Source organism: uncultured Ruminococcus sp. (genome assembly GCF_946415235.1).
GTDB lineage: Bacteria > Bacillota > Clostridia > Oscillospirales > Ruminococcaceae > Ruminococcus.
This window is the reverse complement of sequence record NZ_CAMKRR010000004.1, coordinates 25,997-40,737: the sequence shown is the minus strand read 5'-3', so window position 1 is coordinate 40,737 and position 14,741 is coordinate 25,997. Positions and strand designations below refer to the sequence as shown.

Annotated in this window: 12 protein-coding genes; 9 read left to right on the top strand and 3 right to left on the bottom strand. The window is 48.6% G+C overall.

From position 1 onward, the window contains the following. Positions 1-64 precede the first annotated feature (64 nt). Positions 65-1,129 (top strand): iron-containing alcohol dehydrogenase family protein, encoded by a 1,065-nt coding sequence (locus Q0R37_RS01965; protein WP_294750533.1) that lies wholly within the window; start codon positions 65-67, stop codon positions 1,127-1,129. Continuing rightward, entirely contained in the window at positions 1,126-1,755 is a 630-nt protein-coding gene (locus tag Q0R37_RS01960; RefSeq protein WP_294750531.1) for an HAD family hydrolase, read from the top strand. Before Q0R37_RS01965 ends, Q0R37_RS01960 begins: the two co-directional genes overlap by 4 nt. On the opposite strand, the gene Q0R37_RS01955 is transcribed toward Q0R37_RS01960, so the two are convergent. Beyond that, on the bottom strand, positions 1,752-2,828 hold the full coding sequence (locus Q0R37_RS01955) for an iron-containing alcohol dehydrogenase family protein (protein WP_294750529.1): 1,077 nt from the start codon (positions 2,826-2,828) through the stop codon (positions 1,752-1,754). The two genes, Q0R37_RS01960 and Q0R37_RS01955, sit on opposite strands and share 4 nt — an antisense overlap. Positions 2,829-3,029: 201 nt before the next feature. On the opposite strand from Q0R37_RS01955, the gene Q0R37_RS01950 reads away from it, so the two are divergent. After that, positions 3,030-3,821, top strand: coding sequence for an NUDIX domain-containing protein (locus tag Q0R37_RS01950; RefSeq protein ID WP_294750527.1), 792 nt, complete (start codon positions 3,030-3,032; stop codon positions 3,819-3,821). Positions 3,822-3,907: 86 nt separating this feature from the next. On the opposite strand, the gene Q0R37_RS01945 is transcribed toward Q0R37_RS01950, so the two are convergent. Continuing rightward, positions 3,908-4,651, bottom strand: coding sequence for a hypothetical protein (locus tag Q0R37_RS01945; protein WP_294750525.1), 744 nt, complete (start codon positions 4,649-4,651; stop codon positions 3,908-3,910). 128 nt (positions 4,652-4,779) lie between these two features. Further along, entirely contained in the window at positions 4,780-7,482 is a 2,703-nt protein-coding gene (locus Q0R37_RS01940; protein WP_294750523.1) for a glycoside hydrolase family 9 protein, read from the bottom strand. Between the two features lie 292 nt (positions 7,483-7,774). On the opposite strand from Q0R37_RS01940, the gene Q0R37_RS01935 reads away from it, so the two are divergent. The 6 genes from Q0R37_RS01935 (at position 7,775) to Q0R37_RS01910 (ending at position 14,734) form a co-directional block, all read left to right on the top strand. After that, positions 7,775-8,371 (top strand): guanylate kinase, encoded by a 597-nt coding sequence (locus Q0R37_RS01935; RefSeq protein ID WP_294750522.1) that lies wholly within the window; start codon positions 7,775-7,777, stop codon positions 8,369-8,371. 42 nt (positions 8,372-8,413) lie between these two features. Further along, complete coding sequence (locus Q0R37_RS01930; RefSeq protein ID WP_294750520.1) at positions 8,414-9,934, top strand: nucleoside-diphosphate sugar epimerase/dehydratase; 1,521 nt, start codon at positions 8,414-8,416, stop codon at positions 9,932-9,934. 164 nt (positions 9,935-10,098) lie between these two features. Continuing rightward, positions 10,099-11,019 carry a mechanosensitive ion channel domain-containing protein gene (locus Q0R37_RS01925; protein WP_294750518.1) on the top strand — a complete coding sequence of 307 codons (921 nt, stop codon included), beginning with the start codon at positions 10,099-10,101 and terminating at the stop codon, positions 11,017-11,019. Continuing rightward, on the top strand, positions 11,019-11,897 hold the full coding sequence (locus Q0R37_RS01920; RefSeq protein WP_294750516.1) for a metallophosphoesterase: 879 nt from the start codon (positions 11,019-11,021) through the stop codon (positions 11,895-11,897). The genes Q0R37_RS01925 and Q0R37_RS01920 overlap by 1 nt, the downstream gene beginning before the upstream one ends. A 6-nt stretch (positions 11,898-11,903) precedes the next feature. Then, a complete protein-coding gene (locus tag Q0R37_RS01915) occupies positions 11,904-13,145 on the top strand; it encodes an aminoacetone oxidase family FAD-binding enzyme (protein ID WP_294750514.1) in 1,242 nt (413 codons plus the stop codon). Then, on the top strand, positions 13,142-14,734 hold the full coding sequence (locus tag Q0R37_RS01910; protein WP_294750512.1) for an FAD-dependent protein: 1,593 nt from the start codon (positions 13,142-13,144) through the stop codon (positions 14,732-14,734). Before Q0R37_RS01915 ends, Q0R37_RS01910 begins: the two co-directional genes overlap by 4 nt. The last annotated feature ends 7 nt before the right edge of the window (positions 14,735-14,741 follow it).

Here is a 14,741-nt window from a genome sequence, read left to right as displayed (position 1 = left end):
TTATGGTATAATGTTTGTGACAAGGCAATAATGCCGTAAATTAAATGCAAATGAGGTGGAATCAATGAACCAGCATACAAGATTCAATCTCCCCATCTGCCTTGCAGTGGAGGAGGACGCTTTTTTTCATTCGGACGAGATAATAAAGAGGTACATCCCCGACATTATAGGTCAGAAAACTATCGTTGTTTCCGAGGAATTCCTTATAGGGATATACAAGGACAAAATAACCGATATCAGCCATGATTTCGGAGATGCCGAGATAGTCGCCATGAAGAGCGCCAGCTTCGACGAGGCTGTAGCCATTGCGAAAAAGGTCTGCGTTGAGGAAATAAAGGTCATAATCGGGATAGGCGGCGGAAGAGTTCTTGATACTGCCAAATATGCAGCCCATATCAGCAAGGCGGTCTATATCTGTATGCCCACATCTCTGAGTAATGACTCGCTTGCTTCGCCGTTTTCCGTGCTTGAAACGAGCGGAAGTGCCCGTATGACACTGTCCTGCAAGATACCGACGGCTATAATAGTAGATACGAATATGATAATCAACGCTCCCGAAGGGCAGACGCTATCGGGCATCGGTGACACTATCGCAAAGCACACGGCTCTCTACGACTGGAAGCTCTCGGCTTCAAAGACCTCAACGCAGGTGGACGACTTTGCCTATGCGCTGAGCAGAATGAGCTATGATTCCGTATATCACTGCGATGAAAAAAACATGAAGAGCCGCGTTTTCATAAGGATACTTTCAAGAGCCCTCGTTATGGGCGGACTTGCCATGGAGATAGCAGGCTCGTCAAGACCGTGCAGCGGAAGTGAGCATCTTTTTGCCCATGCTATCGAGGAATACTATCCCGATATAAAGATATCCCACGGTCTCGGAGTTGCCCTCGGAACCCTTCCTGCCTGCATTTTCCAGGGACAGGACATACAGGGACTTCTCAGCTTCTTCCGCACCTACGGGCTTGACGTAAATCCTCAGTCCTATGGTATAACAGAGGAGATGTTCGCGGATATATGGCTGAAAGCAAGGACTGTAAGAAAGGGCAGGATAACCATACTCGATGAGATAAAGCACGACAGAGCACAGCTTAATGAAATATACGCAAGAATGGTGGAAGGTAAATGAAAACAGGACTTATTTTCGATATGGACGGTACATTATGGGACTCCTCGGAGAATGTGGCGCTCTCATGGACAGAAAAAGTCAGGGCGCTCGGTTATGAGCGTCCCGATATAACAAGGCAGGATATCATGGGAGTAATGGGGCTCACAATGGACAGGATAGCGGATATCCTCTTCGGAGACCTGCCGAAGAAGGAGCGTATGGAGCTCCTTGAGAAGTGCTGCTACTATGAGAACGTGTATCTCCTTGCACACGGAGGAGTTCTTTATCCCGACCTTGAAAAAACGCTTGGGCGTCTGAAGAAAAAATACCCACTCTACATCGTAAGCAACTGTCAGAGCGGATATATTGAAGCGTTTCTGGAGCATTACGGCTTCGGGAAATACTTTGAGGATATAGAGTGCTACGGAAACAATCTGAAGGAAAAGGGTGACAATATCGCTCTCCTTGCAAAGAGGAACAAGCTTGAAAAAGCGTACTATATAGGCGATATACAGGGAGACTATGACGCAGCCGCAAAAGCGGGCTGCGGGTTTATCCATGCCTCCTACGGCTTCGGAAAAATAAAGCAGAAAGTACCGAAGCTCGGGAAATTCAGCGAACTTCCCGAGCTTCTTGACACTCTTTAAATTATATCAATGATATCGGACATTATGCTCTCTGTTATCCTGTAAGGGCAGAGATCAAGCTTTGCCTGATTGCGGAGAACGCTTTCCGCGGAGCTTTCAAGGAGCTTTCTGTCTGCGGTGACAGGTGCGAGAGATGAGATAAAGCTGCCAAGTTCATCCGTATCCTTGAATCCGACTGCGCTGAGAACAGCGGATTTTCTGTCTGTGTCCGCGTATTTCAGGTACTTGCTCTGAAATGCCCCTACAGCCGCACCGTGAGGGATACCCGCACTGTAGGTGAGCATATAGCTGAGAGAATGGGGGATAGTGGTACCTGTCTGTGCTATGGACATACCTGCAAGGGACGAGGTATTCATGAGTAGCTGTGCAGCTTCCGCAGTAAGCTCCGCAGAACCGTCGATATACGCGCGGCATTTTCCCCAGTCGGTGAGGCCTGCGAAAACGATCATATCGCTGTATGTATCGGCAGAGGTATTTATGGCACTCTCGATAAGGTGAGCGAGGGCATCTATGGCGGTATTCACTATGATCTTCCTCGGAGCATCAAGCAGGTATTTCCCATCTATAAGTGCGATATCAGGGAATATTTTATGCTTTGCGGAGACCTTTGTTTTCATATCGTGACGTGTGAGCACGGCAACTCCCGTGACCTCCGAGCCTGTACCGCAGGTAGTTGGTATGGCAGCAAGGGGGAGAGCGTCGGCAGGGGAAGTCTCGTACATGAACTCCCACGGCTTTTCCTTGTTTTTCATCATGAGAGCAGCGGCTTTTGCAGCGTCGAGAGGCGAACCGCCGCCGAGACCGATAACGAAATCAGCTCCGCATCCAAGTCCTGTGTCATGGGCAGCCATTACGGTCTCTACGGAGGGATTTTCCTCCGTTCTGTCAAATATGGTATATTTTACGGAATGCTTTTCAAGAGCAGAGATAACGTCATTGAGGGAGCCGTTGCGCTTTGAGGAGCTCCTTCCCGTGATTATCAGGGCATGAGTTCCGAGAGAAGCAAGCTCTGCGGAGTGCTTTTCGATGCAGTTATTTTCACTGTACAGTCTGGTGGGCATATAGAATTTCATGACAATAGGTCTCCTTTGTGTTTATACAAAAATATTATATACCCGTGCAATTACATTGTCAATACGGAGCTGAAATGACGGGAAAACATACTGATTATTGCTGAATTTTGCAAAAAGACTTGACATTTACGCTCTGTGGGTATATAATGAATACCGCCGAATAAAGGCATTTCAGGGAATATAATGTAGATGGTGATATGTATGGAAGATGTAGAGATTTTTCTCAGCAGGCTCGCGTCAGAGGACAAGCTTTACGAAGAGACTGCGAAAAAACTTGGTTGTCCTGATATAAAGGATAAGTTCACACTTGCGGGAGCTGTTGCCGAAAAGGGCGCTCCTGCGTCATATAAGATATATATTTCCGACGAAGAGCTCCAGAATGATACGATCGACGAGATAAAGTCGGTATTTTCGGAAGCTGCCGAGGACGATCCCGAAATAAAGGCAGAATTCATTTCCGATGAGTTCCTTAATATAATTGACGATCGTGCAAGGATAACTCCCGAGAGCAAGCCCCGTTCACTGATCCACAGGGACGGCGAGCTTCACCCGACCGTACATATATGGATGATAAAGCGTCGTGATATGGGGGTATTCGTACTGCTTCAGAAGCGCGCGCATGATAAGGATATAAATCCCGACTGCTATGACGTTTCGGCAGCAGGTCATGTTTCGCAGGGAGATGAGTTCCGCTACACTGCGCTCAAGGAAGTGCGTGAGGAGCTCGGACTTGATATAGAACGCAGCAAGCTTGAGTTCATCGGTCTGAAAAGGGCAGAGTACTCAAGGGGGGATATCCGCGATAACGAGCTCGTGGCAGTGTATATATGCCGTGAGAGCATCAATATCGAGGACCTTACATTGCAGTCCTCGGAGGTCTCGGAAGTGTGCTGGGCCGAGATAGACGAGCTGCTTTCAATAATGAAGTATGAGGATATACCAAATTGTATCTCGCTTGAAGAGCTGGATATGATAAAAAAGGCGGTATTCTGATAAAAAGACAAGGGCGTGATACAATATCACGCCCTTTGTGATAATAGAAACAGGCGTAAGTATTTTTTTCTTACGCCTGTTATTTTTTATTCTGCTGCGGGAGCCTGTGCATCGCCGCCTGAAGCTGCACCGCCGCCTGCACCTGTGTCGGGAGGAGTTACCGGAGCTTCACCGCCTGCACCTGCACCGCCGCCCGAACCTGTATCGGGAGGAGTTACGGGAGTTTCGCTGCCTGTACCTGTACCGCTGCCCGAACCTGTGTCGGGAGGAGTTACGGGAGTTTCACTGCCTGTACCCGTACCTGCACCTGCGCCGCTTCCCGAACCGTTTCCGCTGCCGGAGCCTGCACCCGAGCCGCCGCCTGAGCCGCTGCCGCTTCCCGAACCTGCGCCCGAGCCGCTTCCCGAGCCTGTACCTGTGCCGCCTGCTGCTGAACTCAGAGCAGTGGTGGTAGTGGTGGGAACGAAGTACTCATTGGGATAAACGCCTGTAGGTATCCTCTGATCCACGAAATAGCCCGAACCGGATGTTACCTTTATGGTATAATTTGTTCTTGTAGTCTTTGCAACAGTAGTCGTACGTGTTCCTTTGACCACTTTTATGTCATTTATCGTAGTTGTAACAGCTGTTGTGACAGTTGTTGCAGTATTGTCTCCTTTGATGATCTTTTCGCGTCCGAAGCTGGAGATGACCTTTTCCGAAGGCGTAACGGGGAAAAATACAAAGAAAGTAAGGATCGCCGCCGCAAGTGCTATAAAACAGCAGCAAGACACAACGGTTATTTTTGTGGATTTTTTCAGATTGCTGAAAAAGCCGTTTCCTTTACTCATTTAATTAACACACTCCTGTACCATAGATGTTTTTATTATACTATAAATGTCGGAAAAAGTCAAGCCCGAGCGTGCCCGCCAATGTGAAAAGAAAATGAAAATTCCCCTCTTTTCAGAGGGGAATGAGATCACTGCTTTTTCTTCAGCTTGAACATTTTGTAGATGAAGAGCTCCAGCGAGATAAGGCATATTACCACAGCTCCCGAAATAAGAGCGGTCTTTGCTATGCCGTCGGAGCTTCCGCTCTTTTCGCTGTCGTCATTCTTCGGCTTTGAAGCCTTGGAAGTGGCTTTTTCGTCATTGTCCGAGGATTTCTTTGTTTTAGATTCCTCTTCGGTAGTTTCTGTTTTCTTTCCGTTTGAGTGCTTTGTTATTTTTATTCCGTCGTCGGTAGCTTCCTGAGCCGTAAAGCCTGCGAGCCATGCAAGGGAGGCGTTCCAGTTGATGGTACACTCGTTTACTGACCATGCTTCGATATTGTCAAGGTAGCACTTCTGCGGAGCGATCTCGCCCTTTTTCCAGCCCGATCCCTGTACCCAGGGATCCTGCATACCCGAATTCGGACCGCCGCACATTACTCCGTTTGGAGCTTTCGGGAAGGAGGCGTCGATCTGCTGTGCCCAGAAGCGGTGGTGGGGATATTCTATGGCATGAGTGCCGTAGCCTGTGACATATGAGTAGTCCATGGCGTTCCTGCCGAGGATATAGTCCATACCGCCTATAGCTCCGTCGAGGTACTGATCCTCTTCCGTGAGGAGATAAGCGTATGCCATTACTATTGAATTATCGGCAACGAATGAATTTGAGCCCCATATATAGCCCTTGTCGCTGTCATTGTAGCTGAGAGTGCTCTGACCGTAAGGGAGACCGTAGCCCTGTTCCTTTTCCATTGACATGAAGTGGTCGGCAGCTGCAATGATAGCTTCATGTACGATCTCATTATCTGTCTTGTCAAAGCAGTCGGGATTTAGGGCAGCGCTGAAAGTTGCAAGAGCGCCTGTATTTCCCCAGTCGAAGCTGCCTGCCGTGTCAACGCTCTCGCCGCCGCCCAGCGTCAGCGGAACGTCAAGATAAAACCTGTTTTCGGCTGCTTCGTCGAAGTAGTCCTCGTTGCCTGTTGTGATGAAGAGCTCGATGGCTGCCCAGCAGAATTCATCGGTAACATCGTTGTCGCCGTAAGCTCCTCCGCCTACAGATTCGTCAAGGGGAGCAAACATTTTCGGGTGCTTCTTTGCTGCCTCAAAGGCGTTTTCGGCAGCTTCGAGGCACTCGTCGGCGAAATCGCTGTCGATATCCTTCCACAGTCTGCTTGCCTGAGCAGCGCAGGCTGCGAGGTTGAGTGTAGCCGCGGTCGTTGGCGGCTTCACGATACGCTTCATATCGTCATCGGCAGGAGCGATGCCGAGGGCGGTCCACTTTTCGTCGTGAGCCTTGTGATATGCCATGCCCTTGTATTCGCCGCTGTCAACTATCATTTTCAGCATCCATTCCATTTCCCATCTTGCCTCGTCAAGGAGGTCGGGGACACCGTTGGAGTTTTCGGGGATCAGCATAGTGCCGTCGGCATAGGCTTTTTCAAAGCCGTACTTCACGGCTGTTTCGTACTGATTCTGCATGAGCCACAGTGAAAAGCCGCCGTTCACCACGTATTTTCCGTGGTCGCCTGCGTCGTACCAGCCGCCCGTAACGTCGATAGAGCCGCTGCTGCCCTTGTAGCCCCATGTCTGCTCTATTTCAGCCATATCCTTAGGATGACCTGCCGCACGGGCGAGAGATTCCGTGTCACCCGAGGAAATATATTCGCTTTCGATCTCTATGCCGCTGCGGTTCTGGTAGAAGTAGTTCAGCGCGTCATAAAGCATGAATGAGTAGGGCTGAGAACCGCATATTGCGAAATCACGGCTTTCAGAGCCGTCCTCTGCTTCAATGTGGAAGGTGCCCTCGCTTTTCAGCTCTGTGAAGTCGATAACGTGTACCTTATCGCCCGAGTCCTTATCCTCTCCGAAAGGAGTGCTCTTTCCCTCGTAGACGGTCTTGCCCTTGCCGTCAACTACCTCGAACTTCACAGCCTTGTCGGAGTCGCTGAGAAGAGTAGCTTTTTTGGCTCTCTTCGGGAAATAACAGACCTGATTGGTCATTATTTTGGCTCTTTCGTACTTTTCGGCTTCGGGATAGTCGTTTTCGTCGCTTGTCAGGTCGATAAGGGACATATTGTCAAACTTTATCTTTGTGCCGACAGGGAAGCAGTCACCGTTGGTATACTGACCGCTGCCGCCGAGATGGAATGCCCATTCGGCGACATCGAGGGACTTGTCTGCGGTAAATGTGAGCTCTACCTTTTTTGTTTCGTCCTTGTTTATCTGTATGCAGTCCCATGTGCCGTTGAAATCGGGACCGCCGTCAGCCATCATGTTGTGCCATATCTCCACATCTCCGTCGAGGTTGCCTATTTTTGTGTAGTATTTTCCGCTTTCGGAGGGAGTTATCTCGTATGAGACCTTGTATTTGTGTCCCGATACTATTTTCAGTCCTCTGTGCCTGAACTGGCAGTCCCAGCGGTCCTCTCCGCCTCTTGAAGCTCCGCCGGGATTTACGATAGTGACTGTATATACTCCGCCGCTTATATCAAAATCCATTTCTCCCGGAGCGGATTCAACGATATGCCACGGGAGTCCTGCCCCGTTTTCAAAATCTGTCTGTCCGAGCTGCTGCCCCGCATAGGCTGTAAGAGTGCTGTTATAACCTATGTACGGCAGACAAGTTCCTGCTGCAACCGCTATGGCAGCTGTGAGAGAAGCTGCTCTGACAGAGAGTCCTGCTGTCTTTCTCATGTGTAATATCCTCCTGTGATCAGCAATTTTTTCATTATATACTTTAATACTTTTTGAAAGTAAAGTAAAGTGCAGGTGCAGAAAATTTACAAATTCGTCTTTTAAAACGGCATTTTGCTCAGTATTCAAAACCAAATCCGCAATATTTAGTTAAATTGTACCATTTCTTTGCTTCTTGGTCTCAAAACCGCAATATTTGACGGGTTTTGCCCTTGATTTATTGTCCCTGATGTGCTATAATGTCTTATTGTGGAGTAATCTGCAAAAAAGATTTCATATGTGGAGCTTTGATATGAACCGTATTTTTTATATCATCGGCAAAAGTGCTTCGGGAAAGGATACAATGTACAGCCGCATAGTTGCTGAGCTCGGCCTTCTGCCCATAGTGCTTTATACTACCCGCCCTGTGAGAAGCAATGAACAGGAAGGTGTCGAGTACCACTTTGTTGATGCGGAACGCTTTCGCGAGATGGAGGAAAGCGGTAAGGTCATAGAGTCGCGTACATACCATACCTGCCACGGCGACTGGACATATTTTACCGCCGCCGACAGCATTTCGCTCGATAAGGGAGACTGTGCGGGGATAGGTACTGTTGAGTCGTTTTTGCGTTTGAGAGAATACTGCGGAAAGGATGCTGTCGTGCCCCTGTATGTTGAGGTCAGCGACGATATACGCTTCCTTCGTGCAGTAGAGCGTGAAAAGAAACAGACCGTACCGAGATATGCCGAGCTCTGCCGCAGATTTTTAGCGGATAACGAGGACTTTTCCGACGAAAGGCTTGCCGGTGCGGGCATTGATGTCAGATTTGAGAATAACGGTACTGCTGACGAGTGCTTTCGTATGATAAAAAAATATATTTCGGAGATCCGTAATGATTGCACAAAGTAATTTTCCGCATCGGAAGCGGAATTCGGGAGGTTTATTGTGGAATTGGAAAACAAAATTGAAAGCTGCGCGAAAAGGACCATGATAATCGGCGGCGGTGTAGCGGGAACCATGCTGCTCAATGAGATATTCAATGCTCAGAGATCGCCGTATACAGATGATAAGTACTCAGCTCAGTTCGATCCCGTATGCATCATCGACAACGATCCTGCCAAGCTCGGCAAGGAGATACTCGGTGTAAAGGTTGTCGGAAGATCGGAGGAGATCGTAAAATATGCCCATGAATATAAAATAGAACAGCTTATACTTGCTATCCCGTCACTTACTTCGGATGAACGCAAGGCGATAATAGATATATGCAATGAAACAAAGCTGCCGCTCAAGATAGTTCCCTTTATCGGAAATCTTATCCTTGATGACTCTTCGTCCCTTCTCGGACAGGTAAGGGATATAAAGGTTGAGGAGCTCCTCGGAAGAAATCCCATAAAGTTCGACAATAAGGACATCAGGGAGTTCATCAGCGGCAAGATATGCATGGTAACGGGCGGAGGCGGAAGCATAGGCTCCGAGCTTGTCCGTCAGATTGCAAGATACAGTCCGAAAAGGATCATTATAGTTGATATATACGAAAATAACGCCTATGAGATACAGCAGGAGCTTGTAATGGAGTACGGCAGTGAGCTTGATCTTGTCACCCTTATCGCTTCTGTACGTGATTATTTCCGAATGAATCAGATATTCGAGAGATACAAGCCTCAGATAGTTTTCCATGCTGCTGCCCATAAGCACGTTCCGCTCATGGAGAGCTCTCCTATGGAGGCTATAAAGAACAACGTTATCGGAACGTTCAATGTGGCTACACTTGCACAGTTCCATGATGTTCAGAAGTTCGTGATGATATCGACAGATAAGGCTGTAAATCCTACAAACGCAATGGGAGCTTCAAAGCGCTGCTGCGAGATGATAGTTCAGTACCTTTCACAGCAGCATGAAGGCAAAACGGAATTCGTTACCACACGTTTCGGAAATGTTCTCGGCTCAAACGGCTCGGTAATACCTCTATTCAAGAGACAGATAGAGCAGGGCAAGCCCGTTACCGTAACTCATGAGGATATCATCCGTTACTTTATGACTATCCCCGAGGCTGTCAGCCTTGTTATGGAAGCTGCTGCTATCGCAAACGGCGGCGAGATATTTGTCCTTGATATGGGACAGCCCGTCAAGATCGTTACTCTTGCGGAAAATCTTATCAGAATGTATGGAAAGGTGCCGTATAAAGACGTTCCCATCGTTTTCACCGGACTTCGACCCGGTGAGAAGATAAAGGAAGAGCTCCTCATGATGGAGGAGGGACTGCAAAAGACCTCGAATAAGCTCATATTCATCGGAAAACAGATAGATATCGACGAGGATCACTTTGCTTCACGCCTTAAAAAGCTGCGCGATGCCGCTCAGCTCAACGATGAAGATGTGGCTATACAGGCGCTTCATGAGATGGTACCGACCTTCATCACTCCTGCTGAATTCAACGGAAGGATACTTAATACTGAAGGCTCTGATAAATAATAACATACAAACCTGCACTTCAACATTTGGATGAAGTGCAGATTTTTTTACAATAATTGCAGATAATATTGACGTTTTTTGCGAAATCTGTTATAATAATTACAGGTATACATATTATAATGTTTTTTGTATGGTTTATTAACATTTCACACGGAGATGATATTTTGACATCCACTCAGCTGATAACCGAAACAACTACGTCCGCATCGTCAACTCCCGCTGCCGAGACAGCAACGGGTGAACTGATGGGAAGCATACAGGAATCCGTGGAAAAGACCTCGGGAATACTTGCCGACGGTATTGAATATTTTAAAAAGGCTCTGCCTCTTATCGTTATAGCTTTGCTGATACTTATTATCGGCATCCTCATATCAAAGCTCATAGCGAAGATAGTCGGCAAGGCTGTATCAAAGTCCAATGTCAACGGTGCGGCAAAGAGCTTCCTTGTGTCGCTGATAAAGATAATACTTTATATTGCAGTCGTTATAATGGCGCTGTCGGTGCTGAATGTGCCCATGTCGTCCATAATCACTATCCTCGGTGCTGCGGGACTTGCCATAAGCCTTGCGCTTCAGAGCTGCCTTTCAAACCTCAGCGGCGGATTTATACTGCTCTTTACAAAGCCGTTCACTACGGGAGATATCATAGAGCTTGACGGTTCTGTGGGAACTGTAAGGGATATCGGCATATTCTATACCAAGATATCCACATTCGACGGCAAGACCGTGTTTATGCCGAACGGCAAGGTCACGGATGCGAAGATCATCAATTATACTGAAACTCCCGCAAGACGTATCGACCTCAACTTCAATATCAGCTACAGTGCTGATTTTGAAAAGGCGAGAAAGGTCATCCTTGATATAATATCAGCCGAGAAGCTCATACTGAAAGCTCCCGAGCCCATAATAAGAATGAGCTCCCATAACAACAGCTCCATAGGGATAGATGTGTTCGTATGGGTGAACAACGGCGATTATCTAACCGAACGCTACAATATGACGGAAGCTGTCAAGGCGGCGTTCGATGAAAACGGTATCGAGATACCTTACGATCAGCTCGATATCCATGTAAAGGAAAAGATCTAATGGCATCAGGCAAAAAGAAAAATACAGACAACAGCGCGAAAAATATAAAAAAAGAGAAGAAAAGCTCCGCAAAATGGCTGTGGCTCGTCCTTATTGCAGGTCTGTGGTGGTTCAATAACTACACCCTGAAAACTACAGTGGAAACGATATCATCGGATAAGATCGTTTCAAAGGTAAGACTTGCAGTGATAAGCGATCAGCACGCCACAAAGCTCGGTATAAGCAATAAGACCATATTCAGTACTATCGACAATGCAAAGCCCGATATCGTATTCATGCTCGGTGATATGTACACCAGCGGCAGCGAATGGGAGCTTATGCAGAAGCCCGTAGAGCTTGCGAAGGATATGGTTTCGGCAGGCTATCCCGTTTACTGTGTCACAGGCGAACACGACTATGATGACAGATATGTTGCCGAGCTGAAAAAGGCAGGAGCAAGGGTGCTCAGCTATGATGAGGAGTATCTGGATATAAACGGGAACAGTCTTCGCGTAATAGGCATCGACAATGTTTATTACAGCCCGACCTTCGACCTGAGGAATGAGTATGCTTTGGACGATGAAAGCTTCAATATACTCCTTGCACATATCCCGAATTATGAAAAATTTGCGGATTTCGGAGCTGACCTGACGCTCTGCGCCGATACTCACGGCGAGATGGCACAGCTTCCTTTCGGTCTCGGACCGATCTACTGTTCCGAAAAGGCGGTATGGCTTCCAAAGCTTCTTCACAAGGAGCTTGAAATATATGACAAAGGTTTTTTTGACTACGACGGCGGAAAGATGTTCATAACATCGGGCGTAGGCGTTTATCCTGCACCTGTGCGCCTGAATAACCGTCCCGAGGCGGCAGTCATTGACCTTATACCTAAGGGGTGAAAAAATATGGGCAGGATCACGGATATCGCTGTCATAGGCGGCGGTGCTTCGGGACTTGCTGCTGCTGTGGAGGCAAAGAACATTATGCCTCAGACAAGAGTGGTGATTCTCGAAAAGCTTGACAGAGTCGGCAAGAAGCTGCTTGCAACAGGCAACGGCAGATGCAACCTCAGCAATATCAACATGAGTTCGGAGCATTACCACGGCAGCGTGAAAAACGCCATGAGGATAATAAGCTCAACTCCGTCTGCAAAGGAGTTTTTCGGAAGTCTCGGCGTAATATGCTCTGCCGACTCAAAGGGCAGGGTATATCCCAAGAGCAATGCTGCTTCCACAGTGCTTTCCGCTCTGAGGCTCCGTGCAGCCGAGCTGGGAGTTACGGAGCGCTGCGGCTTTGAAGCCAACTTTATTGAGAGCGCTTCGGACTGCTTCAGGATATCGTCGGCTTCGGGAGAAAAATTTCCCTGCAAGCGTGTTATTGTTGCGGCAGGAGGATATGCGGCTCCGCAGTACGGAACTGACGGCAGCGTTATCCGTCTTTTACGCAGCAAGGGCTGCCATACCACAAAGATATGTCCTGCGGTAGCTCCGCTGAGAGTTCGCCCCGAGCTTCTTAAGGGGCTTAAGGGAGTACGTGCAAAGGGCAGAGTTATGGCTTATTCGGGCGGAAGGCTCCTTAAAGAGGAAATGGGCGAGATACAGTTCACGGACAGCGCTCTTTCGGGAATATGTGTGTTCAATATGGCTCATCTCGTGTCGAATTACGACGGAAAGCTCACTCTTCGCCTTGACCTTGCGGCTGATATGGACATCGAGCAGCTTGTGGGCTATCTCCGCATTATACAGTATCAGCGGGGAAGTCATACCACTGAGGAGCTCCTTACGGGACTTTTCCCGCGAAGCCTTGCACATTATCTTACAAAGCGCTCATTGGGCAGGTCGCTTACGGACGAGATAGCCTCGCTGAAAGATACGGAGCTGAGACAGCTTGCACTGCTCATAAAGAACCTTGATTTCGACGTGCTCGGAAGTGCTCCGTGGAAGGATGCTCAGGTCACTTCCGGCGGCATCAGCGGCGAATGTGTCGATGAACGGCTCCAGCTCAGGAGCGAAAGGGGCATATTCCTCTGCGGCGAGATACTTGATATTGACGGAGACTGCGGCGGCTATAATCTGCAGTGGGCATGGTCGTCGGGAATATTTGCGGGCAGAAATTGTGCCGAATCACTGAGGGGTGAACTCAAATGATAAGAGTCGGCGCTGTAAGAGCGGCTCTTGATACCGATTTTAACGATCTTGCGGCTCTGTGTGAAAAAAAGCTCAGGATAAGCCGCGATAAGATAATAAGTGTTAAGCTTGCAAAAAAATCTGTGGACGCACGCAGGAAAAGCGACGTTCACTTCACCATATCACTTGATATTGAGGCGAAAAACGAGGAAAAGCTTCTCAGAACACTGAAAAACGCCTCAAAATACGAGCCTGTGGAGTATAAAGTCCCCACGGTGAAAAGCTGCGGCAAGAGGCCTGTTATAGTCGGGTTCGGACCTGCGGGTATGTTTGCGGCTCTCGTGCTTGCATCGGCGGGGGCAAGACCCATAATCCTTGAACGCGGCAGCGATGTTGATACACGCTGCAAGGCAGTCGAGGAGTTTCAGAGCGGCGGAAAGCTTGATCCCGAATGCAATGTGCAGTTCGGTGAAGGCGGTGCGGGAACTTTTTCCGACGGAAAGCTCACCACAGGCATAAACGACAGCCGTATAGGCTGGATACTTGAACGTCTTGTTGAATTCGGCGCCCCCGAGGAGATACTCTACCTTGCAAAGCCGCATATCGGAACGGACAAGCTCCGCGGAGCTGTAAAGGCTCTCCGCGAAAAAGTCATATCACTTGGCGGAGAGGTGAGGTTCGGTTCGAAATTCTGTGGCTTTGAGGCAGAAAACGGAAATCTTTCGGCAGTGAGATATACTCACGGCGGTGAAACTTTTACCATAGATACGGACAGCCTTATACTTGCGGCAGGTCACAGTGCACGTGATACCTTTGAGATGCTTTACAATGAAAAGATAAAGCTTTCTCAGAAGAGCTTTTCCGTAGGAGTGAGAGCCGAGCATCTTCGCACGGACATAGACAAGGCTATGTACGGAGATTTTGCCGGCCATCCTGCACTTAAAGCTGCGGATTACAAGCTTGCGGTACATCTTCCCGGCGGAAGAACGCTCTATACCTTCTGTATGTGTCCCGGCGGCCATGTGGTCGCAGCCTCCTCGGAAGAGGGCAGGCTCGCAGTCAACGGCATGAGCTGCTTTGCCCGTGACGCGGAGAATTCCAACAGTGCTCTCCTTGTGAATGTGGGACCTGAGGATTACGGCAGCGATCATCCTCTTGCTGGTATGTACTTCCAGCGTGAGCTTGAGGAAAAAGCCTTTATCGCAGGCGGCAGTGATTATCATGCTCCCGCGGCGGTACTGGGCGACTTCATGAAGGGCCGCGTCAGTGAAAAGCTCGGACGGGTAAAACCGTCATACCGCCCTGCTGTGAGATTTGCAGCTCCCGAGGAATACCTTCCCGATTTTGTGTGCGAGTCTCTTAAAGACGGCATAAAGGAAATGGGAAAAAAGATAAATGGCTTCGACGATGATGATACACTGCTCACAGGCATTGAAAGCAGGAGCAGCTCTCCCGTGCGTATAGACCGCGGTGACGATATGCAGTCCGTATCGCTCAAGGGACTTTATCCCTGCGGTGAGGGCGCAGGCTATGCGGGCGGTATAGTTTCCGCAGCTGTGGACGGCATGAAGTGCGCCGAGGCAGTATGCAGAAGAATGGAAGGAACTTGAAATACAC

Excerpts from the sequence above, each read along its gene's own strand:
- Q0R37_RS01940 (WP_294750523.1), bottom strand. The coding sequence starts at position 7,482 with ATGAGAAAGACAGCAGGACTCTCTGTCAGAGCAGCTTCTCTCACAGCT.
- Q0R37_RS01945 (WP_294750525.1), bottom strand. The coding sequence starts at position 4,651 with ATGAGTAAAGGAAACGGCTTTTTCAGCAATCTGAAAAAATCCACAAAA.
- Q0R37_RS01955 (WP_294750529.1), bottom strand. The coding sequence starts at position 2,828 with ATGAAATTCTATATGCCCACCAGACTGTACAGTGAAAATAACTGCATC.
- Q0R37_RS01910 (WP_294750512.1), top strand. The coding sequence starts at position 13,142 with ATGATAAGAGTCGGCGCTGTAAGAGCGGCTCTTGATACCGATTTTAAC.
- Q0R37_RS01920 (WP_294750516.1), top strand. The coding sequence starts at position 11,019 with ATGGCATCAGGCAAAAAGAAAAATACAGACAACAGCGCGAAAAATATA.
- Q0R37_RS01965 (WP_294750533.1), top strand. The coding sequence starts at position 65 with ATGAACCAGCATACAAGATTCAATCTCCCCATCTGCCTTGCAGTGGAG.
- Q0R37_RS01950 (WP_294750527.1), top strand. The coding sequence starts at position 3,030 with ATGGAAGATGTAGAGATTTTTCTCAGCAGGCTCGCGTCAGAGGACAAG.
- Q0R37_RS01935 (WP_294750522.1), top strand. The coding sequence starts at position 7,775 with ATGAACCGTATTTTTTATATCATCGGCAAAAGTGCTTCGGGAAAGGAT.
- Q0R37_RS01960 (WP_294750531.1), top strand. The coding sequence starts at position 1,126 with ATGAAAACAGGACTTATTTTCGATATGGACGGTACATTATGGGACTCC.
- Q0R37_RS01915 (WP_294750514.1), top strand. The coding sequence starts at position 11,904 with ATGGGCAGGATCACGGATATCGCTGTCATAGGCGGCGGTGCTTCGGGA.